The 26,116-nt window shown below is 68.8% G+C and carries 23 protein-coding genes and 1 pseudogene; 19 read left to right on the top strand and 5 right to left on the bottom strand.

All coding sequences use genetic code 11. The features are described 5' to 3' along the window. The first annotated feature begins 29 nt into the window (after positions 1 to 29). The 10 genes from AC3A6B_RS18165 (at position 30) to AC3A6B_RS18120 (ending at position 13,371) form a co-directional block, all read left to right on the top strand. The gene (locus tag AC3A6B_RS18165; protein WP_487838060.1) at positions 30 to 1,241 is read left to right on the top strand and encodes an ABC transporter substrate-binding protein; all 1,212 of its coding nucleotides are present in this window, start codon (positions 30 to 32) and stop codon (positions 1,239 to 1,241) included. A 17-nt stretch (positions 1,242 to 1,258) separates the two neighbouring features. Continuing rightward, on the top strand, positions 1,259 to 3,175 hold the full coding sequence (locus tag AC3A6B_RS18160) for an ABC transporter permease (RefSeq protein ID WP_487838059.1): 1,917 nt from the start codon (positions 1,259 to 1,261) through the stop codon (positions 3,173 to 3,175). Further along, positions 3,172 to 3,975, top strand: coding sequence for an ABC transporter ATP-binding protein (locus tag AC3A6B_RS18155; protein ID WP_487838058.1), 804 nt, complete (start codon positions 3,172 to 3,174; stop codon positions 3,973 to 3,975). Before AC3A6B_RS18160 ends, AC3A6B_RS18155 begins: the two co-directional genes overlap by 4 nt. A gap of 79 nt (positions 3,976 to 4,054) precedes the next feature. Beyond that, complete coding sequence (locus tag AC3A6B_RS18150) at positions 4,055 to 4,786, top strand: ABC transporter ATP-binding protein (protein ID WP_487838057.1); 732 nt, start codon at positions 4,055 to 4,057, stop codon at positions 4,784 to 4,786. 33 nt (positions 4,787 to 4,819) lie between these two features. Continuing rightward, positions 4,820 to 5,545, top strand: a complete 726-nt coding sequence (gene pncA / locus AC3A6B_RS18145; RefSeq protein ID WP_487838056.1) for a bifunctional nicotinamidase/pyrazinamidase — start codon at positions 4,820 to 4,822, stop codon at positions 5,543 to 5,545. A 3-nt stretch (positions 5,546 to 5,548) separates the two neighbouring features. Continuing rightward, positions 5,549 to 6,703 (top strand): ABC transporter substrate-binding protein, encoded by a 1,155-nt coding sequence (locus AC3A6B_RS18140; RefSeq protein ID WP_487838055.1) that lies wholly within the window; start codon positions 5,549 to 5,551, stop codon positions 6,701 to 6,703. After that, positions 6,681 to 7,181 carry a (2Fe-2S)-binding protein gene (locus AC3A6B_RS18135; RefSeq protein WP_487838054.1) on the top strand — a complete coding sequence of 167 codons (501 nt, stop codon included), beginning with the start codon at positions 6,681 to 6,683 and terminating at the stop codon, positions 7,179 to 7,181. Before AC3A6B_RS18140 ends, AC3A6B_RS18135 begins: the two co-directional genes overlap by 23 nt. Then, complete coding sequence (locus AC3A6B_RS18130; protein ID WP_487838053.1) at positions 7,178 to 10,885, top strand: molybdopterin cofactor-binding domain-containing protein; 3,708 nt, start codon at positions 7,178 to 7,180, stop codon at positions 10,883 to 10,885. Before AC3A6B_RS18135 ends, AC3A6B_RS18130 begins: the two co-directional genes overlap by 4 nt. Before the next feature lie 62 nt (positions 10,886 to 10,947). Further along, positions 10,948 to 12,132 (top strand): fumarylacetoacetate hydrolase family protein, encoded by a 1,185-nt coding sequence (locus AC3A6B_RS18125; RefSeq protein ID WP_487838052.1) that lies wholly within the window; start codon positions 10,948 to 10,950, stop codon positions 12,130 to 12,132. A 129-nt stretch (positions 12,133 to 12,261) separates the two neighbouring features. Further along, positions 12,262 to 13,371, top strand: a complete 1,110-nt coding sequence (locus AC3A6B_RS18120; RefSeq protein WP_487838051.1) for an ABC transporter substrate-binding protein — start codon at positions 12,262 to 12,264, stop codon at positions 13,369 to 13,371. A 3-nt stretch (positions 13,372 to 13,374) separates the two neighbouring features. On the opposite strand, the gene AC3A6B_RS18115 is transcribed toward AC3A6B_RS18120, so the two are convergent. Both AC3A6B_RS18115 and AC3A6B_RS18110 read right to left on the bottom strand, forming a co-directional pair. Further along, positions 13,375 to 13,536: a magnesium chelatase subunit ChlI family protein gene (locus AC3A6B_RS18115; protein WP_487838050.1), complete on the bottom strand. Its 162-nt coding sequence runs from the start codon at positions 13,534 to 13,536 to the stop codon at positions 13,375 to 13,377. 2 nt (positions 13,537 to 13,538) lie between these two features. Further along, positions 13,539 to 14,435 (bottom strand): annotated as a pseudogene (locus tag AC3A6B_RS18110) (YifB family Mg chelatase-like AAA ATPase); the annotation flags it as partial. 159 nt (positions 14,436 to 14,594) lie between these two features. Here AC3A6B_RS18110 and AC3A6B_RS18105 point away from each other — a divergent pair. The 7 genes from AC3A6B_RS18105 (at position 14,595) to AC3A6B_RS18075 (ending at position 21,367) form a co-directional block, all read left to right on the top strand. Next, entirely contained in the window at positions 14,595 to 15,401 is an 807-nt protein-coding gene (locus AC3A6B_RS18105; protein WP_487838175.1) for a TorF family putative porin, read from the top strand. Between the two features lie 45 nt (positions 15,402 to 15,446). Next, the gene (gene glnK / locus AC3A6B_RS18100) at positions 15,447 to 15,785 is read left to right on the top strand and encodes a P-II family nitrogen regulator (protein ID WP_093104326.1); all 339 of its coding nucleotides are present in this window, start codon (positions 15,447 to 15,449) and stop codon (positions 15,783 to 15,785) included. A gap of 26 nt (positions 15,786 to 15,811) precedes the next feature. Next, positions 15,812 to 17,359, top strand: coding sequence for an ammonium transporter (locus AC3A6B_RS18095; protein ID WP_487838049.1), 1,548 nt, complete (start codon positions 15,812 to 15,814; stop codon positions 17,357 to 17,359). Between the two features lie 94 nt (positions 17,360 to 17,453). Next, positions 17,454 to 18,374 carry an SMP-30/gluconolactonase/LRE family protein gene (locus AC3A6B_RS18090; RefSeq protein ID WP_487838048.1) on the top strand — a complete coding sequence of 307 codons (921 nt, stop codon included), beginning with the start codon at positions 17,454 to 17,456 and terminating at the stop codon, positions 18,372 to 18,374. A gap of 89 nt (positions 18,375 to 18,463) precedes the next feature. Then, entirely contained in the window at positions 18,464 to 19,624 is a 1,161-nt protein-coding gene (glcE, locus tag AC3A6B_RS18085) for a glycolate oxidase subunit GlcE (RefSeq protein WP_487838047.1), read from the top strand. A gap of 11 nt (positions 19,625 to 19,635) precedes the next feature. Next, complete coding sequence (gene glcF, locus AC3A6B_RS18080) at positions 19,636 to 20,865, top strand: glycolate oxidase subunit GlcF (RefSeq protein WP_487838046.1); 1,230 nt, start codon at positions 19,636 to 19,638, stop codon at positions 20,863 to 20,865. A 184-nt stretch (positions 20,866 to 21,049) separates the two neighbouring features. Continuing rightward, the gene (locus AC3A6B_RS18075; RefSeq protein WP_487838045.1) at positions 21,050 to 21,367 is read left to right on the top strand and encodes a carboxypeptidase regulatory-like domain-containing protein; all 318 of its coding nucleotides are present in this window, start codon (positions 21,050 to 21,052) and stop codon (positions 21,365 to 21,367) included. A gap of 1 nt (position 21,368) precedes the next feature. Here AC3A6B_RS18075 and AC3A6B_RS18070 read toward each other — a convergent pair whose 3' ends face one another. The 3 genes from AC3A6B_RS18070 to lplT all read right to left on the bottom strand — a co-directional run bounded on the left by AC3A6B_RS18070 (position 21,369) and on the right by lplT (position 24,133). Then, on the bottom strand, positions 21,369 to 21,854 hold the full coding sequence (locus tag AC3A6B_RS18070) for a glutathione peroxidase (protein WP_487838044.1): 486 nt from the start codon (positions 21,852 to 21,854) through the stop codon (positions 21,369 to 21,371). Further along, entirely contained in the window at positions 21,851 to 22,759 is a 909-nt protein-coding gene (locus AC3A6B_RS18065; RefSeq protein WP_487838174.1) for a DMT family transporter, read from the bottom strand. Before AC3A6B_RS18065 ends, AC3A6B_RS18070 begins: the two co-directional genes overlap by 4 nt. 69 nt (positions 22,760 to 22,828) lie before the next feature. Then, entirely contained in the window at positions 22,829 to 24,133 is a 1,305-nt protein-coding gene (gene lplT, locus AC3A6B_RS18060) for a lysophospholipid transporter LplT (protein WP_487838043.1), read from the bottom strand. A 169-nt stretch (positions 24,134 to 24,302) separates the two neighbouring features. On the opposite strand from lplT, the gene alr reads away from it, so the two are divergent. Together alr and AC3A6B_RS18050 are read left to right on the top strand one after the other, a co-directional pair. Continuing rightward, the gene (gene alr, locus AC3A6B_RS18055; RefSeq protein ID WP_487838042.1) at positions 24,303 to 25,391 is read left to right on the top strand and encodes an alanine racemase; all 1,089 of its coding nucleotides are present in this window, start codon (positions 24,303 to 24,305) and stop codon (positions 25,389 to 25,391) included. Further along, on the top strand, positions 25,388 to 26,107 hold the full coding sequence (locus AC3A6B_RS18050; RefSeq protein WP_487838041.1) for a hypothetical protein: 720 nt from the start codon (positions 25,388 to 25,390) through the stop codon (positions 26,105 to 26,107). Before alr ends, AC3A6B_RS18050 begins: the two co-directional genes overlap by 4 nt. Positions 26,108 to 26,116: the final 9 nt, after the last annotated feature.

Raw genomic sequence — 26,116 nt, 5'->3', positions numbered from 1 at the left:
CAACTCTGTTCGACCCCAAGGAGCTTTCGATGAACCCCCTGCGTCATGTCTTCAGTGCGGCCGCCGTCGCCTCGCTCGCCACTGCACTCGTCCCCGCGCATGCGCAGGGCGTGATCAAGATCGGCGAGATCAACAGCTACAAGGCGCAGCCCGCCTTCCTCGAGCCCTACAAGAAGGGCATGGAGCTCGCGGTCGACGAGATCAATGCGGCCGGCGGCGTCAACGGCAAGAAGATCGAGCTCATCACGCGCGACGACAACGCGAACCCCGGCGATGCGGTGCGTGTGGCCGAGGAACTGGTCTCGCGCGAGAAGGTCGACATGCTGGCGGGCACCTTCCTGTCCAACACCGGCCTCGCGGTGACCGACTTCGCGAAGCAGAAGAAGTTCTTCTTCCTCGCCGGCGAACCGCTGACCGACAAGATCACCTGGCAGGGGGGCAACCAGTACACCTTCCGCCTGCGTCCGGGCACCTACATGCAGGCCGCGATGCTGGTTCCGGAAGCGGCCAAGCTCAAGAAGAAGCGCTGGGCCGTGGTCTATCCCAACTACGAGTACGGCCAGTCTGCGGTGGCGGCCTTCAAGAACCTGATGAAGGCAGCGCAGCCCGACGTGGAGTTCGTGGCCGAGCAGGCCACGCCGCTCGGCAAGGTCGATGCCGGCAGCGTGGTGCAGGCCTTGGCCGATGCCAAGCCCGACGCGATCTTCAACGTGCTCTTCGGCGCCGACCTCTCGAAGTTCGTGCGCGAAGGCAACACGCGCGGCCTGTTCAAGGACCGCGAGGTGGTGAGCGTGCTGACCGGCGAGCCCGAGTACCTGGACCCGCTGAAGGACGAGGCGCCCAACGGCTGGATCGTGACCGGCTATCCCTGGTACGGCATCACCACGCCCGAGCACAAGAAGTTCGAGCAGGCCTACCAGGCCAAGTTCAAGGACTACCCGCGCCTCGGCTCGGTGGTGGGCTACAGCATGATCAAGTCGGCCGCCGCCGGCATCGCCAAGGCCAAGAGCACCGACACCGACAAGCTGGTCGCGGCCTTCAAGGGCCTGCAGGTCGACACGCCTTTCGGCAAGATCACCTACCGTCCCGAAGACCACCAGTCGACGATGGGCGCGTTCGTGGGCCGCACCAAGAACGAAGGCGGCAAGGGCGTGATGGTGAACTACGTGTACCTCGACGGTGCCGACGCCAAGTACCAGCCGCCGGTCGCCGAGCTGAAGAAGTCCCGCGCCAACGATTGAGCGAGGGCGAACGAGTCATGAGCTTTTCAGGTTTCATCGTCCAGCTGCTCAACGGGCTGGCGAGCGCGTCGTCGCTGTTTCTCGTGGCGGCCGGCCTGTCGCTGATCTTCGGCGTCACGCGGATCGTGAACTTCGCGCATGGCTCGTTCTTCATGGTGGGCATCTACATCGCCTACACGCTGGTCGAGCGTCTCGGCACGGGGCTCGGCTTCTGGCCGGCGCTCGTGATCGCCGCGCTGGCGGTCGGCGTGCTCGGCGCGCTGATCGAGGTGGTGCTGCTGCGCCGCATCTACAAGGCGCCCGAACTGTTCCAGCTGCTCGCGACCTTCGCGCTGGTGCTGGTGATCAAGGACGCGGTGCTGTGGCTCTGGGGCCCCGACGAACTGCTGGGCCCGCGCGCGCCCGGCCTCTCCGGCTCGGTGATGATCCTCGGGCGCCAGTTCCCTTCCTATGACCTGTTCCTGATCGTCGTCGGCCCCCTGGTGCTCGGCCTGGTCTGGATGCTGCTCACGCGCACCCGCTTCGGTACGCTGGTGCGCGCCGCCACGCAGGACCGCGAGATGGTCAGCGCGCTCGGCGTCAACCAGGCCTGGCTGTTCACCGCCGTGTTCGCCCTCGGCGCGCTGCTCGCGGGCCTGGGCGGCGCGCTGCAACTGCCGCGCGAGCCGGCCACGCTGGAGATGGACCTCAACACCATCGGCGCCGCCTTCGTGGTCGTGGTGGTGGGCGGCATGGGCTCGATCCCCGGCGCGTATGCCGCCGCGCTGCTGATCGCCGAGATCAAGGCGGTCTGCATCTGGCTCGGCGTGGTCGACGTCTTCGGCATCAGCGTCTCGTTTTCCAAGCTCACGCTGGTGGTCGACTTCCTCGTGATGGCGGTGGTGCTGGTCTGGCGCCCCTGGGGCCTGTTCGGCCGGCCGCAGGCGCCGAGCCGCTACGTGGGCATGCAGGAGGAGCCGCTGCGCCGCCCGAGCAAGGCCTACCTGATCGCGGCCGCCGTGTTCGGCCTGGTGCTCGCGGCCATGCCCTTCATCACGGCCGACTCGCCCTACACGACGGTGCTGATGATCGATCTCATGATCGCCGCGCTGTTCGCGACCAGCCTGCACTTCATCATGGGGCCGGCCGGCATGCATTCCTTCGGCCATGCGGCGTATTTCGGACTCGGGGCCTACGGTGCCGCGCTGCTGGTGCGCGCCAGCGGCATGCCGATGGAGCTCGCGCTCGTCGTCGCGCCGCTGGTGGCAGCGGCCGGCGCCTTCGTCTACGGCTGGTTCGCAGTGCGGCTGTCGGGCGTCTACCTCGCGATGCTCACGCTCGCCTTCGCGCAGATCACCTGGGCCATCACCTACCAGTGGGACACTTTCACCGGCGGCAGCAACGGCCTCACCGGCGTCTGGCCGGCCGCCTGGCTTTCGGACAAGCGCGTGTACTACTGGCTCACACTGGCGTTGGTCGCGTTCGGCGTGCTGTGGCTGCGCCGCGTGCTGTTCTCGCCCTTCGGCTATGCGCTGCGCGCGGGGCGCGATTCGGTGCTCAGGGCCGATGCGATCGGCATCGACGTCAAACGCATGCAGTGGGTGGCCTTCGTGATCGCGGGCACCGCCGCGGGGCTGGCCGGCGCGCTCTACGCGTTCTCCAAGGGCAGCATCTCGCCCGAATCGCTGAGCGTGGGCAAGTCGGTCGACGGGCTGGTGATGGTGCTTCTGGGCGGCATCCAGACGCTGGCAGGGCCGGTGGTGGGCGCCGTCACCTTCACCTGGCTGCACGACACGGTGGCGCGCAACACCGACTACTGGCGCGCGATGCTGGGCGGGATCATCCTGCTGCTCGTCTTGCTGTTCCCGCAGGGGATCGCGGGCTTCACCAAGCAGCTGTTCGATCGACGGCGGCATGCGGGCGACGCAGCCGAACTCAAGGAGGCGAAGGCATGAGCCTTCTCAAAGTCAACGAACTCGGCAAATCCTTCGGCGGCGTGAAAGCCGTCGACGGCATCAGCTTCGATCTCGCGCCAGGCGAATTGCTGGCGCTGATCGGCCCCAACGGCGCCGGCAAGTCCACCACCTTCAACATGGTCAACGGCCAGTTGAAGGCCGATCGCGGATCGATCCTGCTCGACGGCCAGGAACTCGTGGGGCGCAAGCCGCGCGAGATCTGGCGCATGGGCGTGGGCCGCACCTTCCAGATCGCCGAGACCTTCGCCTCGCTCACGGTGGTGGAGAACGTGCAGATGGCGCTGCTCTCGCACGACCACCGGCTCTTCTCGACCTGGCGCCGCGCGGCCGACCACAAGCGCGAGGAGGCGCTGGCGCTGCTCGACCAGGTCGGCATGAAGAGCCAAGGCGACCGGCCCTGCAGCGTGCTGGCCTACGGCGACGTCAAGCGCGTCGAGCTCGCGATCGCGATGGCCAACAGTCCCAAGCTGCTGCTCATGGACGAGCCCACCGCCGGCATGGCACCCAAGGAGCGCAACTCGCTGATGGCATTGACCAAGCAACTCGTCATCGACCGCGGCATGGCCGTGCTCTTCACCGAGCACAGCATGGACGTGGTGTTCGCGTACGCCGACCGCATGATCGTGCTGGCGCGCGGGCGCCTCATCGCGCAGGGCAAGCCGCTCGAGATCCGCGACCATCCGAAGGTGCAGGAGGTGTACTTTGGCAGCGGCAAGACCTTCGAGAAGATCGCCGAGAAGGCTGCTGCGGTGAACGCGGCGATAGGAGAGGCGGCATGAGCGCAGCGCCGGGCCGCCCCAAGCAAGCGCACCCCCTCGGGGGGCAGCGAGGACACGCAGTGCCGAGCGAGGGGGCTGAATGACACACGAAGTCCTTCTCGAAGCCAAGGCCCTGTGCGCCTGGTACGGCGCCGCGCAGATCCTCTACGACGTCGATCTCGAAGTGCGGCGCGGCGAGGTGGTCGCGCTGATGGGCCGCAACGGCGCCGGCAAGTCGACCACGCTCAAGGCGCTGATCGGCATGCTGACCAAGCGCCGCGGCGCGGTGCGCTTCCTCGGCCACGACATCTCGAAGAGCGAGCCGCACCATGCGGCCAAGCTGGGCCTGGGCTTCGTGCCCGAGGACCGGCGCGTATTCACCGACCTCACGGTGATGGAGAACCTCGAAGTCGGCAAGCAGGCCGCGCGCCGCTGGGCCGACGGCAGCGATGCGCCGCTGTGGACGCCCGAGCGCCTGTTCAAGCTCTTCCCCAACCTCGGCGAGATGCCGAACCGCCCGGGCGGCCGCATGAGCGGCGGCGAGCAGCAGATGCTGACCGTGGCGCGCACGCTGATGGGCAATCCCTACCTGGTGCTGCTCGACGAACCCTCCGAAGGCGTGGCGCCGGTGATCGTCGAGCAGATGGCCAACATGATCCTCGAGCTCAAGGCGCAGGGCGTGAGCATCCTGCTGTCGGAACAGAACATGCACTTCGCCGAACTCGTATCCGACCGCGCCTACGTGCTCGAGAAGGGACAGATCCGCTACCAGGCGTCGATGGCCGAGCTCGCTGCCAACGACGAGGTGCGCAGGGCGTACCTGAGCGTCTGATCACGGCATTCTTTCAACCCGAGGAGCGACACCATGCACAACACGCACCGCAGAATCTTTCTCCAGTCCGCCGCAGCCCTGGGGCTCGCGGGGCTTTCGGCGCCGCTCTTCGCGGCCGCGAAGATCAAGCCGGCGTCCAACGCGGCGCTGATCGTGGTCGATGTGCAGAACTGCTTCGTCGACGGCGGGACGCTGCCGGTCAAGGGCGGCGCCGAGGTGGTGCCGGTGATCAACAAGCTCTCCTCGGCCTTCGAGAACATCGTCGTCACGCAGGACTGGCACACGCAGGGCCATGCCTCCTTCGCCAGCGCGCATCCGGGGCAGAAGCCCTTCAGCAGCATCAAGCTGGCCTATGGCAACCAGGTGCTGTGGCCCGACCACTGCGTGCAGGGCACCGAGGACGCCGCACTGCACAAAGACCTGAAGCTGCCGACCGCGCAGGTGATCATCCGCAAGGGCTTCCGCAAGGGGATCGACAGCTACTCGGCCTTCGAGGAGGCCGACCGCAAGACGGCGACCGGCCTGGCCGGCTACCTGAAGGCGCGCGGCATCAAGACGGTGTTCGTGAGCGGCCTGGCCACCGACTTCTGCGTCGCCTGGACCGCGCTCGATGCGCGCAAGGCCGGCTTCGAGGCCTACGTGATCGAGGACGCGACGCGCGCCATCGACCTCGACGGCTCGCTGGCCAAGGCCTGGAAGGAAATGACGGCCAAGGGCGTCAAGCGCATCCAATCCACCGACATCGAAGCGGCGGCCTGAGCGATGGCCTGCATTTCCCGACGCGCCGCGGCGGCGCGCTGTGCTGCCGCGCTCGCCTTCTTCTCGATCTTCGCGCACGCCGCCGAACACGGCGTCACCGACACCAGCATCCGCATCGGCCAGTCGGCCGTCTTCAGCGGCGTGGCGCAGGATTTCGGCAACGACTACCGCGCCGGCATCAAGCTCTACTTCGACCGCGTGAACAAGAGCGGTGGCGTCAACGGCCGCAAGATCGAACTGCTGTCCTACGACGACGCCTACGAGCCGCAGCGCACGGCGGTCAACACGGCCAAGCTGATCGACGAGGACAAGGTGTTCGCGCTGATGGGCTTCGTCGCCACCGGCAACCTGGTGGCGGCGATGCCGCTCGCCGACAAGGCCGGTGTGCCGATGTTCGCGCCGCTGGTGGGCACCACCTCGTTCCGTACCAAGCTCAATCGCAACCTGTTCCATGTGCGCGCGGGCTACGACCTGGAACTGCGCAAGATCATCAGCCATCTGTCGACCATCGGCATCCACAACATCGCCGTGGTGTTCCAGGACAGCGCCTTCGGCAAGTCGAACCTCGCGACCTGCGAGCAGCTCGCGGCCGAGTACAAGGTCAAGGTGGTGCAGGCGCTGCCGATGGCCATCGCCGCGACCGATGCCAAGGAGATCGGCGAGAGCCTGGCGAAGGCGAAGCCCGGCGCGGTGGTGATGATCATGGCCGGGCGCATGAGCGAGGTCTTCATCCGCGACTACCGCGCCGGCGGTGCGGCTGCGCCGCTCTACACGCTCTCGGTCGGCATCACCGACGCGGCCGGTTCGGCACAGCGCCTGGGCGGCAAACTCGAAGGGCTGGTCACCGCCAGCATCGTGCCGCCGCCGCAGGCGGTGCGCGTGCCGATCGTGGCCGACTACCGGCGCGACCGCGCCGAGTTCGGTGAGAAGACCGACAGCTACACCGCGCTCGAGGGCTATATCGCCGCGCGCGTGTTCGTCGAAGGGCTCAAGCGTGCCGGCCGCCACCTCACGCGCGAGAGCTTCATCACGGCGCTGGAGAGCCTGGGCGAAACGCGCGTCGGCGAGTTCCCGGTGGCCTACGGGCCGAAGAACCACAATGGATCGACCTTCGTCGATCTGGAGATGTACACACGTGACGGACGCCTGCAACGCTGAGACCTTCGTCCTGCAGGTCAACGGCCGGGCGCATGCGCTTGCGGTGCCGCGCGAGGCATCGCTCTTGCACGTGCTGCGCAACGACCTGGGCCTGAACGGGCCCAAGTACGGCTGCGGACTGGGCCAGTGCGGCGCCTGCACGGTGTGGGTCGATGGCGTGGCGGCGCGGGCCTGCGTGATTCCGGCGCATGGTGTGGCCGGGCGCGCCGTCACCACGCTCGAAGGCCTGGGCTCGCGCGACCAGTGGCATCCGGTCCAGCAAGGTTTCGAGGACGCGCAGGCCGCGCAATGCGGCTACTGCTTGAACGGCATGGTGATGCAGGCGGCGGCGCTGCTGGCGCGCGAGCCGCATCCGAGCGATGAGCGCATCCGCGCGGAGCTCTCGGGCAACCTATGCCGCTGCGGCACCCATGTCGAGATCCTGGCCGCGGTGCAGCGCGCTGCGGAGCTGATGGCCGGAAAGGACGCCGACTCGTGAGCCGGCGTGCCGAGCAGCCGCGCAGCCGCAGCGACTTCCTATCGGCAGGCGGCGCGCTGATCGTCGTGCGCGAGACGCCGCCCGCGCCGCCGGTCGCCAACGGCCAGCCGCCCACCGTGTCGGGCAATCCCGCGGAAGGCCCCGAGATCCTGCTTGCCGTGTGGGACGACGGCAGCGTGACCGCGCTCAACGGCCACGTCGATCTCGGCACCGGAATCCGGACCGCGTTGTCGCAGGTGGTCGCCGAGGAGCTCGACGTTTCGCTGGCGCAGATCCACATGGTGCTCGGCGACACCGCGCGTGCGCCCAACCAGGGCGCAACCATCGCCAGCGCCTCGCTGCAGATCCATGCCGCGCCATTGCGGCTGGCGGCCGCGCAGGCGCGCGCCTGGCTCGTCGCGCAGGCTTCGGAGCGCTTCGGCGTGCAGCCCTCGCTGCTCGCGGTGCGCGAGGGCCGCATCCACGCCGGCGACGACCCCGCCTTCAGCGTCGGCTTCGGCGAGCTGGTGGCCGATGCGCGCACCGTGCTCCAGCTCGACGGCGGCGCGCGCCTCAAGGACCCAAAGGACTACCGCATCGTCGGCAGGCCCGTGCCGCGTGTCGACATCCCGGCCAAGCTCGCGGGCGAGCCGGTCTTCGTGCACGACATGCGCGCGAGCGGCATGCTGCACGGCCGCGTCGTGCGTCCGCCCTATGCGGGCGCGGACCACGGCGACTACATCGGCAACACGCTCGAATCGGTGGACGAATCCTCGATCGCGCACATTCCCGGCGTCCGCGCCGTGGTGGCGATCCGCGATTTCGTCGGCGTCGTCGCGGAGCGCGAGGAGCATGCCGAGCAGGCGCTGCGCGAACTGCGCGTGACATGGAAGAAGTGGCCGGGCCTGCCTTCGCTCGACGACCTGGAAGGCGCGATCCGCGCCAACCCCGCCACGCAGCGCCTGCTGGTCGACGAAGGCGATGTCGACGGCGCGCTCGCCGGCGCAGCCGAATCGATGCCGCGCACCTACGTCTGGCCGTACCAGATGCATGCGTCGATCGGGCCTTCGTGCGCGCTCGCGCATTGGCAGCCCGAAGGCGAGGGCGGCGATGTGCAGCTGCGCGTGTGGGCCGGTTCGCAGAACCCGCATGTGCTGCGCGCCGATCTCGCGAAGCTCATGGGCCTGGACGATGTTGCGGTCGACGTGGTGCGCATGGAGGCGGCCGGCTGCTATGGCCGCAACGGCGCCGACGACGTCGCGGCGGACGCCGCGCTGCTCGCGCGCGCGGCCGGCGCGCCGGTGCGTGTGCAGCTCACGCGCGAGCAGGAGCATGCCTGGGAACCGAAGGGTGCCGCACAACTGATGCAGGTGCGGGGCGGGCTCGATGCCGAGGGCGGTGTCGCGGCCTATGACTTCGAGACCTCCTACCCCTCGAACGGCGCGCCCACGCTGGCGCTCCTGCTCACGCGCACCATCGAGCCGGCTGCGCAGGCTTTCGAGATGGGCGACCGCACCGCGCGCCCGCCCTATGCGTACGGCAACCTGCGCGTCAAGGTCAACGACATGGCGCCGATCGTGCGCGCCTCCTGGCTGCGCGGCGTGTCGGCGCTGCCAAGCTCCTTCGCGCACGAGTCCTATGTCGACGAGCTGGCAACCGCCGCGGGCGTCGATCCGGTCGCGTTCCGCCTGCGCCACCTGCACGATCCGCGCGCGGCCGAGCTGGTGCGCGAGACCGCGCAGAAGGCCGGCTGGCGCATGCGCACCGGTCCGCAGGAAAACGTTGACGGCGGACTCGGGCCGGGCGGCGACGTTTTGTTCGGCCAAGGCTTCGCGTACGCGCGCTACGTGCACAGCAAGTGGCCGGGTTTCGGCGCGGCCTGGTCCGCGTGGGTCGCCGACGTCGAGGTCAACCGCAAGACCGGCGAGGTGCATGTGCGCCGCGTGGTGGTGGGCCACGACGCGGGGCTGATGGTCAATCCGGCGGGCGTTGAACACCAGATCCACGGCAACGTGATCCAGACCACCAGCCGCGCGCTGAAGGAGCGCGTGCAATTCGCGCCGCAGGCGGCGCCCAACCCGGGCGTGGTGGCGAGCCGCGAATGGGGCAGCTACCCGATCGTCAGTTTCCGCGACGTGCCGGTGATCGAGGTCATGCACATGCAACGGCCCGGCGAGCCGCCGCTGGGAGCGGGCGAGTCGTCCTCGGTGCCGGGGACCGCGGCGATCGCGAATGCGATCTTCGATGCGACGGGGGTGCGGTTTCGGGCGCCGCCGTTCACGCCGGAGGTGGTGCGCGCCGCGCTGAACCCGTCTTCACTCCCTCCTCCTTTGGGGGAGGGCTGGGGTGGGGGCACCCCGGCGTTCGATGGTGGCGCCGTCGTGCCCCCATCCCAACCTTCACCCAAAGGGGGAAGGGGCAAGACCGCATGGGCCACGGCGAGTGCGCTCATCATCGGCGGCCTCGGCGTCATCGCGGGCCTGCTCGGCTGGCGCTCGACAATCGCTCCCGTCAACTACAGCGCCCCCGCCTACACCCAATCCACCATCGAGCGCGGCCGCACCCTCGCCGCCATCGGCGACTGCGCCGTCTGCCACACCGCGCCGGGCGGCGCGCCCAATGCCGGTGGCCGTGCGATGGACACGCCCTTCGGCACCATCTACACCACCAACCTCACGCCCGATGCCGACACCGGCCTGGGCCGCTGGTCCTTCAGCGCCTTCCAGCGCGCGATGCGCGAAGGCATCTCGCGCGACGGGCATCACCTCTACCCGGCCTTTCCGTACACCGCCTTCGCGAAGACCAGCGACGACGACCTGCAGGCGCTCTACGCCTACTTCATGTCGCTGCCCGCGGTGCGCGCGCCCACGCCCGAGGCCGAGCTCAAGTTTCCCTTCGGCCTGCGGCCGCTGATGGCCGGCTGGAATGCGCTCTTCCACGATCCGGCGCCGATGCAGCCGGTGCCGGATCAAAGCGCCGAATGGAACCGCGGGGCTTACCTCGTCAACGGCCTGGGCCACTGCGGCGCCTGCCACACGCCGCGCAATGCATTGGGCGCGGAGCAGGGCGGCAGCGCCTTCTTGTCGGGCGCGATGGTCGAGGGCTGGGAGGCGCCGGCACTCACCAGCCTCTCGAAGGCGGCCGCGCCCTGGAATGCCGATGCGCTCTATCGCTACCTGCGCAACGGCCACAGCCCCCGCCATGGCATCGCCGGCGGCCCGATGGCCGAGGTGGTGCGCGAACTGGCCGTGGTGCCCGATGACGATATCCGCGCGATGGCGACCTATCTCGCTTCCTTCAATCCGGCCGCCAGCGATGCGCAAGCCGATGCGCAGGCGCAGCGCGCGGTCGCCACCGCCGCTGCCGGACAGGGCCAGCTGCTCGGTCCCGCGCAGCGCATGTTCGACGGCGCCTGCGCCGCCTGCCACCACGACGGCGACGGGCCGACCCTGCTGGGCGTGAACACGCCGCTCGCGCTCAACAGCAATCTCACGAGCGACAAGCCGGACAACCTGCTGCGCACCATCCTCGAAGGCGTGCGCGAGCCGGCCTCGCGCGAGATCGGCTTCATGCCGGCCTTCCGCGATGCGCTCGACGACGCGCAGATCGCCGAGCTGGCCGGCTACATGCGCGCGCGCTTCGCGCCGCAGGCTGCAGCCTGGGAAGACCTGCCGCAGAGCGTCGCGCGGGCGCGCGCGGGGAGCCAAATCTCCCCGGCGCGCTGACAGTCCCGTACGATCGCCCACCAGAGGCCGGCTCATCGGCCCGTTCATCCTGGAGACCTCGCATGCCCCCGACCCTCTCACCCGCCACCAGCCTGCCTCGCGATGCCGGGCGCGCCACCCTGATCGGACGCCTCTGGCAGCCCGGGCTCGGGCCGACGCCGGTGGCGGTGCATCAGGGCGGCCTGCACGACCTGACGCGCCTCGCGCCCACCACGAGCCAGCTGCTCGAACTCGACGATGCCGCGGGCGCCGTGCAGCAGGCCCTGCGCGACAACAACGCGCCGCGTATCGCCGCGCTCGATGCGGCGCTGGCCAACAGCGACGAGGCCAAGCGCGATCCCGACCAACCCTGGCTGCTGGCGCCCTGCGACCTGCAGGCCGTCAAGGCCAGCGGCGTGACCTTCGTCGCCAGCCTGCTGGAGCGCGTGATCGAGGAGCAGTCGCGCGGCGACGCGTCGAAGGCCGAATCGATTCGCGCGGCGCTCGGTGGCGTGCTCGGCGACAACCTCGCGGGCATCGTGCCCGGCTCGCCGCAGGCAGCGCAGGTCAAGGAGGTGCTGATCGCGCAGGGCGCCTGGTCGCAGTACCTCGAGGTCGGCATCGGCCCCGATGCCGAGATCTTCACCAAGGCGCCGGTGCTGTCCGCGGTCGGCACCGGCGCCGATGTCGGCATCCACTCGGGCTCGGTCTGGAACAACCCCGAGCCCGAGGTCGTGCTCGCGGTCAACAGCCGCGGCCAGACGCTGGGCGCCGCCTTGGGCAACGACGTCAACCTGCGCGACTTCGAGGGCCGCAGCGCGCTGCTGCTCGGCAAGGCCAAGGACAACAACGCCTCATGCGCGATCGGCCCCTTCATCCGCCTCTTCGACGCCCACTTCGGCATCGACCAGGTGCGCCGCATCACCGTGGCGCTGCGCGTGGCAGGCCCCGAAGGCTTCGTACTCGAAGGCGAAAGCTCGCTCGCGCTGATCAGCCGCGACCCGCTGGACATCGTGTCGCAGGCGATCAGCCCGCACCATGCCTATCCCGACGGCCTGGTGCTTTTCCTCGGCACCATGTTCGCGCCCACGCAGGACCGCCACGGTCCGGGCCAGGGCTTCACCCACGTGGTCGGCGACCGCGTGACCATCTCGGCGCCCGAGCTCGGCGCGCTGGAGAACCGCGTCGTGCATTCGGACCAGGCCGCGCGCTGGTCCTTCGGCATCGGTGCGCTGATGCGCAACCTGGCCGGCCGCGGGCTGCTCTGAGGCGCGGCGCGCCAAGTAAGTCGAATTCCTGAAAGGGTTTGTCCCCCGCTGGGCGAGGCGCACATCCGTTAACAATTGCACACACTTTGGAGCTGCGGTTCTCGCGCGGCTTTCGCTTGAAGGAGCGCCATGAAGACCGTGCAAGTTCTCTGTTGTGCTGCCGCGCTGACCCTTGGATGCATCGGCGCGAACGCGCAGATCCTGATCGGGCAGTCGGCCGACATGTCGGGCCCGGTCGCGGCCAGCGTCAAGGAAACCATCGCCGGCTCCCAGCTGGTGATCGACCAGGTCAATGCGCAAGGCGGCATTCATGGCGAGAAGATCGAGATGATCCGCCTGGACGACGGGCTCGATCCCAAGCGCTCGGCCGAGAACTCGCGCATCCTGATCGAGGAGAAGAAGGTGATCGCGCTGCTGCTCAACCGCGGCACGCCCAATGCGCTCGCGGTCATCCCGCTGCTCGACAAGTCCGGCACGCCGCTGATCGGCCCTTCGACCGGCGCGATGTCGCTGCACAAGCCACTGCAGAAGCATGTGTTCAACGTGCGTTCGACCTACCAGCGCGAGGCCGAGAAGGCGATCCAGCATTTTCAGACGGTGGGCATTCAGCGCATCGCCGTGGTCCAGGCCGACGATTCCTTCGGCAAGGACGCCATGGAGGGCGCGACCCGCGGCTTCGACAAGGCCAAGCTGAAACCGGCGGTGCTGGCGCTGGCCGATCGCAACAAGCCCGACTACGCGACCATCGTGCCGAAGCTGACCGCGGCCAATGCCCAGGCCGTGCTGTGGATCGGCTCGGGCACCGCGGTCACCGAGGGCATCAAGGCGCTGCGCGCGGCCGGCTCGGCGGCGCAGATCATCACGCTTTCGAACAATGCGGCCTCGGGTTTCATCAAGGAGCTGGGCAACGCGAGCGGCGGCGTGATCGTCACGCAGGTGCTGCCCTACGAGCGCGCGATGGCGCATCCGCTGATCAAGGAGGCCGCGGACCTTGCCAAGGCCAAGGGCGACATCGAGCTGTCGCCTGCGCTGCTCGAGGGTTTCGTCGCCACCAAGGTGATGGTCGAGGCGCTGCGCCGCGCCGGTCCCAAGCCCACGCGCGCCAAGCTGCTGGCGGTGCTCAACAGCTTGCAGTACGACGTCGGCGGCGGCATCGAGGTGAGCTACTCGCCGCAGGACCATTCGGGCATCGACTACGTCGATCTGTCCATCATCAGCGGCGGGCGCTTCAAGCGCTGAGCTTCACCCTTCCGCGCGCAGGGCTCTGCGGTATTGCACCGCCTCCGCCACGTGCGCCGCCTGCACTGCGCCGGCGCCGGCCAGGTCGGCGATCGTGCGGGCGACCTTCAGCGCACGGTGCGTGCTGCGCGCCGACCAGCCCAGCCGCGCCGCCGCGCTGTGCATGAACGCGGCGGCGAGCCGCCGCCGACCAGTGCCACCGCGCTCGAGGTGTGGTGCGAGCTGCAGGTCGGCCTGCACATCCAGCGCTCGACGGCGAAGCGGCCGTGCAGGCTGGCGACGGCCGCGCTCTCCAGCGCTTCGTCGACGCTCATGGCCGGCAGCAGGCCGGCGAAGCGCTGGGCCAGCATCGACTTGCCGGAGCCGGGCGGGCCCACCATCAGCAGGCTGTGCTGGCCGGCCGCCGCGATCTCGAGCGCGCGCTTGGCGCCCGTGTGCCCCTTGACCTCCGCCAGGTCCGCATGCCGCACATCCGGCCCGCCTGGGCCGGGCTGCACGCGCGCCCAGCCCGCGTCGGCGGGCGCGTCCGCGAGCACCGCGCTGCCGGCCGGAAGAAACTGCCGCACCACGTCGAGCAGGTGGACCGCGCCATAGACCTCGGCGCCCGGCACCAGTGCGGCCTCCTGCGCGCTGTCGGCCGGCAGTAGCAGCCGGGTCGCGATCCCGCGGCTGTGCAAGGCCAGCGCCATGGCGAGTGCACCACGCACGGGCCTGAGTTGACCCGACAGCGAAAGTTCTCCCGCGAATTCGTGGCCGGCCAGCCGCGGCGCGTCGATCTGGCCGCTGGCGGCCAGGATGCCCAGCGCGATCGGCAGGTCGAAGCGGCCCGAGTCCTTGGGCAGATCGGCCGGGGCCAGGTTGCCCGTGATGCGCTTGTTGTTGGGGAATTCGAGCACGGCGTTCTGGATCGCCGAACGCACGCGCTCTCGCGCTTCCTTCACTTCCACCTCCGCCAGGCCCACGAGCGTGAAGCTGGGCAAGCCGTTGGCCAGATGCACCTCGACCGTGAGACTGGCGGCCTCCAGGCCCAGCAAGGCACGGCTTTGCACCAAAGACAAGCTCATTTCTCTCCCTTTCCCCAAGATGGTGCGCCCATCTTTTGCTCATTGTTGCAATGTGCACCTGTCCCAGGCCCTTCTCAGTGCGGAATGGGCGGTTTGGCACGCTCCCTGCTTTGAGATGGCTTCCATTCCATTCCAAAACCTCCGAGGAGTCTCTCGATGATGCACCGTAAAACCGCCTCTGCCCTGGCCGTGGTCTCGCTGGCTGCCCTGCCCCTGATCGCGAGCGCGCAGCTCACTGGCAACGTTGCGCTCACCAGCAACTACAAGTTCCGCGGTCAGGATCAGGACGTGCTCGGCAGCAACGGCTTTGCCAAGACCAAGGGCTTCAAGCCCGCCATCCAGGGCGGCTTCGACTACGCCTTCGGCGACAGCGGCTTCTACATCGGGAACTGGAACTCCAGCGTCAACTGGCTCGCCGGCAACGACATCGAGAGCGATATCTACGGCGGCTACAAGTTCAAGGCCGGCGTGTTCGACCTCGACTTCGGTGCGCTCGCCTACATCTACCCGGGCAACGCCCGCGGCAACACCACCGAGCTCTACGGCGCGGCCACCTATGCCAACGAGGCCATCGGCGCGTTCACCTTCAAGTACTCCCACACCGTCTCCAAGGACTACTTCAACTACGCCGGCGAGCGCGACGGCTCGGGCCTGAAGGGGCGCAACACCGGCTACCTCAATCTCGCCTACACCAAGGAGATCGTGCCCAAGGTCACGCTCAAGGCGGCGCTGGGCTACACCCGCATGAGCAGCGACATCCGCAGCCTGGGCTACAAGAGCTACGTGGACTACAACGTGGGCGCTTCCTACGACTTCGGCAACGGCCTGTCGCTGGCCGGCTCGGTGCAGGGCGCCAACAAGAAGAGCTCGTACCTGCTCGTGTCCGGCCCCGACCTGGGCTTCGGTGCGCCCACCTGGTCGCCCAACAAGGCGCGCTTCATCGTCACGCTGACCAAGACGCTCTAATCACAACAACGCGCGGTCTTCCGTTCCATCTGTAGGAGAAACATCATGAAGCTGGTCACAGCCATCATCAAACCGTTCAAGCTCGACGAGGTGCGCGAAGCGCTCTCGGCGATCGGTGTGCAAGGGATCACCGTGACGGAGGTCAAGGGCTTCGGCCGCCAGAAGGGCCACACCGAGCTCTACCGCGGCGCGGAGTACGTGGTCGATTTCCTGCCGAAGGTCAAGATCGAGGCCGCCGTGGCCGACGAACTCGTGGAGCGCGTGATCGAGGCCGTCGAAAGCGCCGCACGCACCGGCAAGATCGGCGACGGCAAGATCTTTGTCTACAACCTGGAGCAGGTCGTTCGCATCCGCACCGGAGAAACAGGCCGCGAAGCGCTCTGACTTCAAGGCACGAAAGAAAAATCGACATGAAAAAATTGCTCGTCTCTCTCGCGCTCGGCCTGAGCGTGCTCGCTGCCGGCACGGCCGGCTTTGCCCAGACGCCGCCGGCGGCGCCCGCGGCCGAAGCGCCCGCAGCCGCGGCGCCGGCCGCCGCGCCTGCTGCAGCTCCTGCGGCTCCCGCTGCTGCACCGGCCGCAGCTGCACCCGCCGCCGAAGCCGCCGCGGCGCCGGCCGCCGCGCCGGCACCCTCGTTCAACAAGGGCGACACCAGCTGGATGCTGCTGTCCACGCTGCTCGTCATCATGATGACCATCCCCGGCCTGGCGCTGTTCTACGGCGGCCTGGTGCGCAGCAAGAACATGCTGTCGGTGCTGATGCAGATCATGGTCACCTTCTCGATGATCGTGGTGCTGTGGCTCATCTACGGCTACAGCCTCGCCTTCACCGAGGGCAACTCCTTCATCGGCGGATTCGACCGGCTCTTCATGAAGGGCGTATTCGATCCGGCCACCGGCGTCTTCTCGCCGGGCGCGACCTTCAGCAAGGGCGTCTACATCCCCGAGCTGCTGTTCGCCGCCTTCCAGGCCACCTTCGCCGGCATCACCTGCTGCCTGATCGTGGGCGCCTTCGCCGAGCGCATCAAGTTCTCGGCTGTGCTGCTCTTCATGGCGCTGTGGTTCACCTTCAGCTATACGCCGATCGCGCACATGGTCTGGTTCTGGATGGGTCCGGACGCTTACGCCAGCAAGGACGTGGTCGATGCCATGAACGCCAAGGCCGGCCTGATCTGGCAATGGGGCGCGCTCGACTTCGCGGGCGGCACCGTGGTGCACATCAACGCCGCCGTGGCCGGTCTGGTCGGCGCCTTCCTGGTCGGCAAGCGTATCGGCTACGGCAAGGAAGCCTTCACGCCGCACTCGCTCACGCTCACCATGGTCGGCGCCTCGCTGCTGTGGGTCGGCTGGTTCGGCTTCAACGCCGGCTCCGCGCTCGAAGCGGGCACCAGCGCCGTGCTGGCCTTCATGAACACCTTTTCGGCCACCGCCGCAGCGGTGCTCGCATGGTCCATCGGTGAAGCGCTGATGAAGGGCAAGGCCTCGATGCTGGGCGCCGCTTCGGGCGCCGTCGCCGGGCTGGTCGCCATCACCCCGGCCGCCGGCAACGTCGGCCTGATGGGCGCGATCATCATCGGCTTCGTCGCCGGCTTCGCCTGCCTCTGGGGTGTCAACGGCCTCAAGAGGATGTTCGGCGCAGACGACTCGCTCGACGTGTTCGGCGTGCACGGCGTCGGCGGCATCGTCGGCGCGCTGCTAACCGGCGTGTTCAACACCCAGGCGCTCGGCGGCCCCGGCCTGGTGGGCGACTGGGTCACGGCCAGCATTGTCTCCAACGGCATCGGCGCCCAGGTCTGGATCCAGCTCAAGGCGGTGCTGCTGACCATCGTGTGGTCGGGCGTGGTGTCCTTCGTCGCATTCAAGATCGTCGACCTCACCATCGGCCTGCGCGTGAGCGAGGAAGAAGAGCGCGAAGGCCTCGACATCTCGTCCCACGGCGAAACCGCCTACAACCGCTGAAGCGGATCATTTCAAGCAAGCAGATCTCCTTTGGATGTTCGACCCGCGAGCGCTTCGGCGCGAGCGGGTCTTTTTTTTGCCCTAAGCTGGCGCCATGTGGACCACGCTCGACGACAGCCTCTGCCAGCTCGGCGAATCCCCGTTCTGGCATCCGCATGAACGGTCGCTCTACTGGCTCGACATCCCGGGCCGTGTCGTGTTGCGAACCCGTGGCGAGATCGGCAGCCACTCCATCGAGCGATGGCATCTGCCGACCGAGCCCGGCTGCATGGCGCCGGCCGTGAGCGGCGGCCTGGTGATCGCGCTGCGCGACGGCATCTACCGCGCGCGCGAGTGGAGAGGCCCGCTCTCGGTCATCGCCAAGGTCGACCACGACGCGCGCACCATGCGCTTCAACGACGGCAAGTGCGACGCATGGGGCCGCTTCTGGGCCGGTACGCTGAACGAGGCCAAGGACCGGCCGAACGCGGCGCTCTACTGCCTCGATGCGCAAGGCGGCGATGCGCCGCAGCTCATGCAGATGGCGAACGAGGCCACCACCGGCAACGGCCTGGCCTTCTCGCTCGATGCCACGACGCTCTACTGGGCCGACACCGCGGCGCACAGCGTGCGCGCCTGGGACTGGGCGGCCGAGGCCAATGCGCTCTCGCGCCCGCGCGTGTTCCGGCAGTTCGACGCCAAGCCCGGCGGCTGGACGCCCGAATCGCCGCTGCGCTACGAAGGCCGGCCCGACGGCGCCACCATGGACGCCGAGGGCCACTATTGGGTGGCCATGTTCGAGGGCGGCCAGCTGCTGCGCTTCGCGCCTTCGGGCGAGCAGGTGGATGCGCTTCCCACACCCGTGCAGTGCCCCACCATGCCTTGCTTCGGCGGCGACGATCTGCGCACGCTGTTCGTCACCAGCGCCCGCAAGGGCCGGCCCGCGGCCGAGATCGAGCAGCGGCCCGCTTCCGGCCAGGTGCTGGCGATACATACCGAAGTGTCAGGACTGCCCGTCCATTTCTTCACCGATTGATGTAGCCGCCACGCTCCGTCACTTCGTGTACTCGCTGCCCCCCGAGGGGGATGCAGGCCGGCCTGGGCCGCGGGCGGTACGATCGCCCGATGGATCCAGCCCTTCGCCAGATCGCCGAGCGCATCCGCGCCGCAGCCGCCGACGGCACGCTTTTGCGCATCCGCGGCGGCGGCACCAAGGACTTCTACGGCGAGCCGCCGCAGGGTGAGCCGCTTTCCACGGCCGCACTCGCGGGCATCACGAGCTACGAGCCGAGCGAGCTGGTCGTCACCGCGGGTGCCGGCACGCCGCTGGCCGAGCTCGAAGCGCTGCTTGCGCAGCAGGGCCAATGCCTGCCCTTCGAGCCGCCGCATCTCGGCGAAGGGGGCACCCGCGCCGAGCCCTTGGGCGAGCGCCTCATGGACAGCGGCACCGCCGCAGGGAGCGCAGCGACCGTAGGCGGCATGGTCGCGGCGGGCTTGAGCGGCCCGGCGCGGGCCAGCGTCGGCGCCGTGCGCGACTACGTGCTCGGCGCCACCTTGATCAACGGCCGCGGCGAACGGCTCGGCTTCGGCGGCCAGGTCATGAAGAACGTCGCCGGCTACGACGTTTCGCGCGTGCTGGCCGGCTCGCTCGGGACGCTGGGCGTCATCGCCGAGGTCAGCCTCAAGGTGCTGCCCATTGCGCCGGCCGAGGCCACCCTCGCATTCGAATGCAACCAGGCCGATGCGCTGCGCCTGCTCAACGGCTGGGGCGGCCAGCCGTTGCCACTCAACGCGAGCCGATGGCTGGAAGAGGCCGGTGCGGGCCGCCTCTGGCTGCGATTGCGCGGCGCGGTGGCGGCGGTGGCGGCCGCCTGCACGCAGCTCGGCGGAGAACGGCAGGACTCGGCCCGAGCCCAGGCCGGCTGGCAGGCTGTGCGCAATCAACGCGCGCCATGGTTCGGCGAACGCGCTGCGCGCGATCTGTGGCGCCTGTCGGTGCCCCAGACCGCCCCCGTTCTGGCGCTCGAGGGCTCGCCCCTGATCGAATGGCATGGCGCGCAGCGCTGGTATCTCGCGTCGCCCGACGAGGGCCCGAAGCTGCGGGCGGCAGCCCGCGCGGTCGGCGGTCATGCGACGTTGTTCTTGCCCTCGGCCGAGCGTCGCCACCGCGTGCTGGGCCGCTTCGACGCGCTGAGCCCGCCGCTCGCACGCATCCACCGTGCGCTGATGCACGAGTTCGATCCCCATGCCGTCTTCGATCGCGCACGGCTCTATCCTGCGGACTGACGCATTGCCTCATGCAAACCGAACTCGCTCCCGAATTCCAGGGCACCGCCGACGGCCGCGAGGCCGAGGCGATCCTGCGCAAGTGCGTGCACTGCGGCTTCTGCACCGCCACCTGCCCGACCTATCAGCTGCTCGGCGATGAGCTCGACGGCCCGCGCGGGCGCATCTACCTGATCAAGCAGGTGCTCGAAGGCAAGGCGCCCACGCGCAGCACGCAGCTGCACCTCGACCGCTGCCTCACCTGCCGCAACTGCGAAAGCACCTGCCCGAGCGGCGTGCAGTACGGCCACCTGGTCGACATCGGCCGCAAGATCGTCGACGAGAAGGTGCCGCGCCCGGCCATGGAAAGCGCGCTGCGCTGGACCTTGAAGGAAGCGCTGCCTTCGCCCCTCTTCGGCCCCGCGATGAAGCTGGGCCAGTCGGTGCGCGGCCTCCTGCCGGCCAAGCTCAAGGCCAAGGTGCCGGCACCGCAGCCCGCCGGCGATTGGCCCATGCGCACGCACACGCGCAAGATGCTGATGCTGGCCGGCTGCGTGCAGCCCTCGATGGCGCCCAATATCAACAGCGCCACCGCGCGCGTGCTCGACGCCGCCGGCATCGAGGCCGTCGTTGCGCCCGGCGCGGGCTGCTGCGGTGCGGTGAGGTTCCATCTCAACGACCACGACGGCGGCCGCGCGCAGATGCGCGCCAACATCGATGCCTGGTGGCCGTATGTCGAGGGCGGCGCGGTCGACGCGATCGTGATGAACGCATCGGGCTGCGGCGTCACCGTGCGCGAGTACGGCCACATCCTGCGCGAAGACCCGGCCTATGCGCCGAAGGCCGAACGCATCAGCGCGCGCACCAAGGATCTGAGCGAGCTGCTGCCCGAGCTCGTGCCGCTGCTCAAGGATCGCGTCAACGCGCCGCCGGGCGTGGTCGCCTACCACCCGCCCTGCACGCTGCAGCACGGCCAGAAGCTGCGCGGCGGCGTTGAAGCGAACCTGCGCGCGCTCGGCTTCGACGTGCAGATCGCGATGAACGAATCGCACCTGTGCTGCGGCTCGGCCGGCACCTACTCGGTATTGCAGCCCGAACTGGCCTATCCGCTGCGCGACCGCAAGCTCGGCCACCTGAATCAGTTGAAGCCCGCGACCATCGTCTCGGCCAACATCGGCTGCATCACGCACCTGCAAAGCGGCACCGAGACGCCCGTGCGGCACTGGGTGGAACTGCTCGACGAGGCGCTGGGCACGGCCTGAGCGCACACGGGGAAGGGGCGCGGTCCGACCCGGCATCGCGGGCGGCGGCGCGAACATGCCGGACTGTTCACTCCGGGAGCCGTCGATGCAGACCGCCCTTCGATCCTTTGTCCGCGGCAGTCTTCTTTGCGCATGCGCCGCCGCACCGTGGCTCGCTCAGGCCCAGTCCACGCCCATGCCCGCCATGAGAAGCCAGGGCGCCGTGCAGTACGCGTGCGGCGGCATCGGCTCGGACGAGTCCACCGCAATGCGCGCGGCGATGAAGGACCATCCGCTGTCGCTGCTGTTCGCGCGCGCCGACGGTGCCTACCTGGCCGACGTCGCGGTCACGATCAAGGATGCCAATGGCGCCACGGCGCTCGCCATGCGCGCGTCGGGGCCGGTGTGCCTGATCAACTTGCCTGCCGGCCGCTACACCATCGAGGCAGCCACCGAAGGCGCCACGAAGAACCAGAGCGTGACGGTCGGCAGCGGCCCCAAGACCGCGGACTTCCGGTTCTGACTCAGCTCGCCAAGGCCGCCTCGATGTCGCGCGTCATCGAGGCCGGCGTGTCGAGCGGCGCATAGCGCTTGATCACCCGGCCGTCCTTGCCGACCAGGAACTTGGTGAAGTTCCACTTGATCGCGGTGCTGCCCAGAAGGCCCGGTGCTTCCTTGGTGAGCCACTGGTAGAGCGGCGCCGCGCCGGAGCCGTTGACCTCGATCTTCTCCATCATCGGAAAACTCACGCCGTAGTTCTGGACGCAGAAGGCACCGATCTCCTCGTTGCTGCCGGGGTCCTGGTTGCCGAACTGGTTGGAGGGAAAGCCGAGCACGGCGAGGCCCTTGTCGGCGTACTTCTCGTGCAGCGCTTCCAGCCCCTCGAACTGCGGGGTGAAGCCGCACTTGCTGGCCGTGTTGACGATCAGCAGTACCTTGCCCTTGTACTTGGAGAGCGGCACGGCCTTGCCGTCGATCTGCCGGGCTTCGAAGTCGTAGACGCTGGTCATGGCATGTCCTTCAGGAGGGGGGAGCGACGATCATCCTCGCCGTTGGGCGTTCGCGCAAACGAGGACCACAAGGCCGCCAGCACGATCAGCGCGCCGCCGATCCAGATGCGCGTGTCCATGCTGCCGGCGCCAAGCGCCACCGACGAGACGCTCGCGAACAGCACTTCCGACAGCATGATGACCGAGGTGGCGCTGGCCGTGAGCCGCGCGGCGCCGTACTGCAGGCAGAAGTTGGCGACCACGAAGCCCGCACCCAGCAAGGCGGCCCAGCCCAGCCAGCCGGGCGCGGCTGCGAGCGGCGGCGGCGCCGCGATGGCGCCGAGCGCGGTGCCGGCCAGCGCGGTCGCGCCGGCCACCAGCGCACAGCCGCCGAACACGGCGAGCGCGCGCGATTCGGCGGCTGCTGCGCGCAGCCGGCGCAGCAGGATATTGGTCACCGAGAAGCTGAAGCCTGCCGCGACGCCGAGCCAGTCCGCGAGGCTTGCGGGCACCGGCCAGTCGACCTCGGGCGTCTTGAGCACCACTGCCACGCCCACCAGCGCCAGCGCCACGCGCGCGAGCACCGCGGGCGTCGGGCGCTCGTCGAGAAAGATCCAGCCCAGCAGCACACTCCACAGCGGCATCAGGTAGAAGAGCAGCACCACGCGCACCACGTCGCCCGCCGTCACCGCCCAGTTGAAGCACAGGTTGGTGAGGCCGGCTGCCAGCCCGAGCAGCACCAGCGCCGGATGCGCGGAGAAAGCCTGCCACGCGTGCCGGCGCAGCCATCCCATCGCCACGAAGATCAGCGCATAGATCAGTGCCGTGGCCCACACCGGATGCAGGCCGTGGGCCTCGATCTGCCGGAAGGGAAACCACGAGACGCCCCAGACGAAGGCGTTGAAGACGAGCGCGAGCGAAGGCAACACGGTCCTACTCCATTGGTTCAGTTCGCTGCGTACGCAGCCCGCGGCCGGCGAAGCCTGGGGGTGGGTTCAATGATGCTTGTCGCTGCGTGCGATGGCGAGGAGATGCTCGACCTCTTCGGGGTACTGGGAGAGGTTGTTCCTGTGCCAGCGCTTGATGAGCCACATGAAGCCGGCCACCACGAGCCCGAAGGCGGTGATGGCCGAGTAGGCCGAGAGGCCGAGTCCGGTGCAGGCGCTGTAGAAGGCGCCGAGGATCAGGATGCAGGCCTGCTCGTTGAAGTTCTGCACCGCGATCGATCGGCCGGCGCCCATCAGGTTGTGGCCACGGTGCTGCAGCAGCGCGTTCATCGGCACCACGAGGAAGCCGCCGAGGCCGCCGAGCAGGATCAGGAAAGGCACCGCGACCCAGATGTTGCCGATGAAGTTCATGCCGATCACCAGCACGCCCATGCCGATGCCCATCGGGATCACGCGCGTCGCCATGTCGAGCCGCATGCGCATCGACGCGACGATCGCGCCGACCGCGGTGCCGATCGCGACCACGCCGGTCAGCGACGAGGCCTGCGCGGTGTTGTAGCCGAGCGCGAGCGACGCCCAGGCCAGCACGATGTACTTGAGGTTGCCGCCCGCGCCCCAGAACAAGGTGGTGGTGGCCAGCGAGATCTGCCCGAGCTTGTCGCGCCAGAGCCGGGAGTTGCAGTGCCAGAAGTCGGGCAGGAGCGCCGCCATGTTGCGCACGAAGCCGTGCTGCGGATTGGCGCGCAGCGGCCGCATCTCGACGCCGGTGTCGGGGATGCGGGTGTTGAACCACGCGGCCAGCATGTAGACGAAGATCAGCGCCGCGATCGCGGCCTCGGGCGCCGTGTCGATGCCGGTGTCGACGACGGGCAGGTCGATCGCGAGCAGCTGGGTCGACAGCGCATGCCCCACCAGTTGCCCGCCGAGCACGATGCCCAGGATGATCGAGGCGATGGTCAGGCCTTCGATCCAGCCGTTGGCCTTGACCAGCTGGGAGGCCGGCAGCAGCTCGGTCAGGATGCCGTACTTGGCCGGCGAATAGGCTGCGGCACCCAGGCCGACGACCGCATAGGCCAGCAGCGGATGCGTGCCGAACAGCATCATCAGGCAGCCGACCACCTTGATCGCGTTGCTGATGAACATGACCCGGCCCTTGGGCAAGGCATCGGCAAAGGCGCCGACCAGCGGCGCCAGCGCGACATAGAAGATGGTGAAGATCGGCACCAGCGCGGCGCGCTGCCACTCGGGCGCGCCGTCGCTTCGCATGAGTTCCACCGCCGCAACGAAAAGCGCGTTGTCGGCCAGCGACGAAAAGAACTGGGCCGACATGATGGTGTAGAAACCGCGCTTCATCGATGGGCTGGCTGGCCAGAGAATGGGGCTGCTGGCGATAGTTGAAAAAGGCCGCGGTACTGGCGGAATGCGCGGTTATAGCATGGGGGTGCAGTGTCAAAATGACGCCACACGCCGGCTTTTACGGCGTGTTCGTGCGAATGTTTTCAGCTCAGCCATCGGGTTCATCGTGCCTCGTCCCATCCTCGCCACCATCCATACCGCGGCGCTTCGCCACAACCTCGATCGCGCGCGCCGCTCGGCGCTCGAAGCGCGCGTCTGGGCCGTCGTCAAGGCCAACGCCTACGGGCACGGCATCGAGCGGGTGTTCGATGCTTTTCGCGGCGCCGACGGCTTCGCGCTGCTCGACCTGGCCGAGGCCGAACGCGTGCGCGCGCTCGGCTGGCGCGGGCCGGTGCTGCTGCTCGAAGGCGTGTTCGAGCCGCGCGACCTCGAACTCTGCTCGCGCCTCGATCTCTGGCATACCGTGCATTGCGACGCGCAGATCGACATGCTGGCCGCCCACAAGACACAGGTGCCGCAGCGCGTGTTCCTGAAGATGAATTCGGGCATGAACCGGCTGGGCTTCGCGCCCGAGCGCTTCCGTTCCGCCTGGACGCGCCTGAACGCGCTGCCGCAGGTCGACGAGATCTCGCTGATGACGCATTTCAGCGATGCCGATGGCCGCCGCGGCATCGACCACCAGCTCGAGGTGTTCGAGCGCGCCACGCAGGACCTGCCGGGCGAGCGCTCGATCGCCAACAGCGCCGCCACGCTGCGCCACGCGGCCGTCACGCGCGCCGACTGGGTGCGCCCCGGCATCCTGCTTTACGGCAGCGCCCCCGACTTCCCCGAACACGATGCGGCGCACTGGCAGCTGCAGCCCGCAATGACGCTTTCCACGCGGCTGATCTCGGTGCAGACCCTGAAGGCCGGCGACACCATCGGCTACGGCTCGCGCTTCACCGCCGACGGTCCGCTCACCGTCGGCGTGGCCGCGGTCGGCTATGGCGACGGCTATCCGCGGCACTGCGACACCGGCACGCCGGTGCTGGTGAACGGCGTGCGCACACGCATGGTGGGCCGGGTGAGCATGGACATGATCACCGTCGACCTCACGCCGGTGTCCGATGCCGGATTCGGCAGCGAGGTCACGCTCTGGGGCCGCGCCTCGAACGGCGCGTTGCTGCCCATTGACGAGGTCGCGCAGGCCGCCGCAACGGTCGGCTACGAGCTCATGTGCGCCGTCGCGCCGCGGGTGCCGGTGACGGTCGATTGAAGATCCTTTCGGACTGGCGCTCGATACGCCTCTGGGAAACGCAGGTCGAGCGCGACCTGCACCGCAACTACCACCTGCGCACGCACGGCCTCCTGATCGGCAGCTTCACGCTGCTTTTGATGTGGGGGGTGTCGTACCTGCAGATGCGCGCCGGCGTCGACTCGTTGGCGCTGCGCTATTTCGTGACGCTGGGCGCCGGCTACCTGGGCTACCTGCTGGTGCTGCGCTGGTGGGCTTCGATGCTGGTGCGGCAGAACAAGCAGGTCGACCTCGATGTGCCGGACCCCGGCATCGGCGACTGGCCTTCGGGGCATGGCGCGGCGGCCGATCTTGACGCGGGCGGCGTGGGCGACCTGGCCGGCGGCGCGCTCGAAGCCGCGGCCGGGGCCGACGAGGGCGCGCTCATCGTGGTGCCCGTGGTCGCGATCTTCCTGATCGGCATGGCGATCGTGTTCGGCGCCGGCGCGCTGGTGTTGCTCTACTTCGGCTCTGAGGCGCTGCTCGCGGTCGCGATCGAGCTCGCCTTCTCCTATGTGTCGGCCCGTGCCGCGGTGCGCGTGGCGCGCGAGGGCTGGCTCACGGCGGCGGTGCGCCTGACCTGGAAGCCTCTCTTGGGCGCGCTGTTCTGCGCGGTGGTGCTCGGCGCGGCGATCGACCGCTTCATGCCGGAGGTCAATTCGCTGACCGAGGCGGTGCGCGTGCTTCTCGAGCGCTGAGGCAGCGCC

Source organism: Variovorax sp. Soil_C_33, assembly GCF_057656935.1.
Note: the sequence above shows the minus strand (reverse complement) of the source record. Positions and strands in the feature narration are given on the sequence as shown.

Bases quoted from the DNA above. Each gene is read 5' to 3' on its own strand.
- glcF (WP_487838046.1), top strand. From the start codon at position 19,636: ATGCAAACCGAACTCGCTCCCGAATTCCAGGGCACCGCCGACGGCCGC.
- AC3A6B_RS18155 (WP_487838058.1), top strand. From the start codon at position 3,172: ATGAGCCTTCTCAAAGTCAACGAACTCGGCAAATCCTTCGGCGGCGTG.
- AC3A6B_RS18070 (WP_487838044.1), bottom strand. From the start codon at position 21,854: ATGACCAGCGTCTACGACTTCGAAGCCCGGCAGATCGACGGCAAGGCC.
- glnK (WP_093104326.1), top strand. From the start codon at position 15,447: ATGAAGCTGGTCACAGCCATCATCAAACCGTTCAAGCTCGACGAGGTG.
- AC3A6B_RS18165 (WP_487838060.1), top strand. From the start codon at position 30: ATGAACCCCCTGCGTCATGTCTTCAGTGCGGCCGCCGTCGCCTCGCTC.
- AC3A6B_RS18075 (WP_487838045.1), top strand. From the start codon at position 21,050: ATGAGAAGCCAGGGCGCCGTGCAGTACGCGTGCGGCGGCATCGGCTCG.
- AC3A6B_RS18160 (WP_487838059.1), top strand. From the start codon at position 1,259: ATGAGCTTTTCAGGTTTCATCGTCCAGCTGCTCAACGGGCTGGCGAGC.
- pncA (WP_487838056.1), top strand. From the start codon at position 4,820: ATGCACAACACGCACCGCAGAATCTTTCTCCAGTCCGCCGCAGCCCTG.
- AC3A6B_RS18095 (WP_487838049.1), top strand. From the start codon at position 15,812: ATGAAAAAATTGCTCGTCTCTCTCGCGCTCGGCCTGAGCGTGCTCGCT.
- AC3A6B_RS18150 (WP_487838057.1), top strand. From the start codon at position 4,055: ATGACACACGAAGTCCTTCTCGAAGCCAAGGCCCTGTGCGCCTGGTAC.
- AC3A6B_RS18120 (WP_487838051.1), top strand. From the start codon at position 12,262: ATGAAGACCGTGCAAGTTCTCTGTTGTGCTGCCGCGCTGACCCTTGGA.
- glcE (WP_487838047.1), top strand. From the start codon at position 18,464: ATGGATCCAGCCCTTCGCCAGATCGCCGAGCGCATCCGCGCCGCAGCC.
- AC3A6B_RS18115 (WP_487838050.1), bottom strand. From the start codon at position 13,536: ATGCACAGCGCGGCGGCGCGGCTGGGCTGGTCGGCGCGCAGCACGCAC.
- AC3A6B_RS18140 (WP_487838055.1), top strand. From the start codon at position 5,549: ATGGCCTGCATTTCCCGACGCGCCGCGGCGGCGCGCTGTGCTGCCGCG.
- AC3A6B_RS18090 (WP_487838048.1), top strand. From the start codon at position 17,454: ATGTGGACCACGCTCGACGACAGCCTCTGCCAGCTCGGCGAATCCCCG.
- AC3A6B_RS18125 (WP_487838052.1), top strand. From the start codon at position 10,948: ATGCCCCCGACCCTCTCACCCGCCACCAGCCTGCCTCGCGATGCCGGG.
- AC3A6B_RS18105 (WP_487838175.1), top strand. From the start codon at position 14,595: ATGCACCGTAAAACCGCCTCTGCCCTGGCCGTGGTCTCGCTGGCTGCC.
- lplT (WP_487838043.1), bottom strand. From the start codon at position 24,133: ATGAAGCGCGGTTTCTACACCATCATGTCGGCCCAGTTCTTTTCGTCG.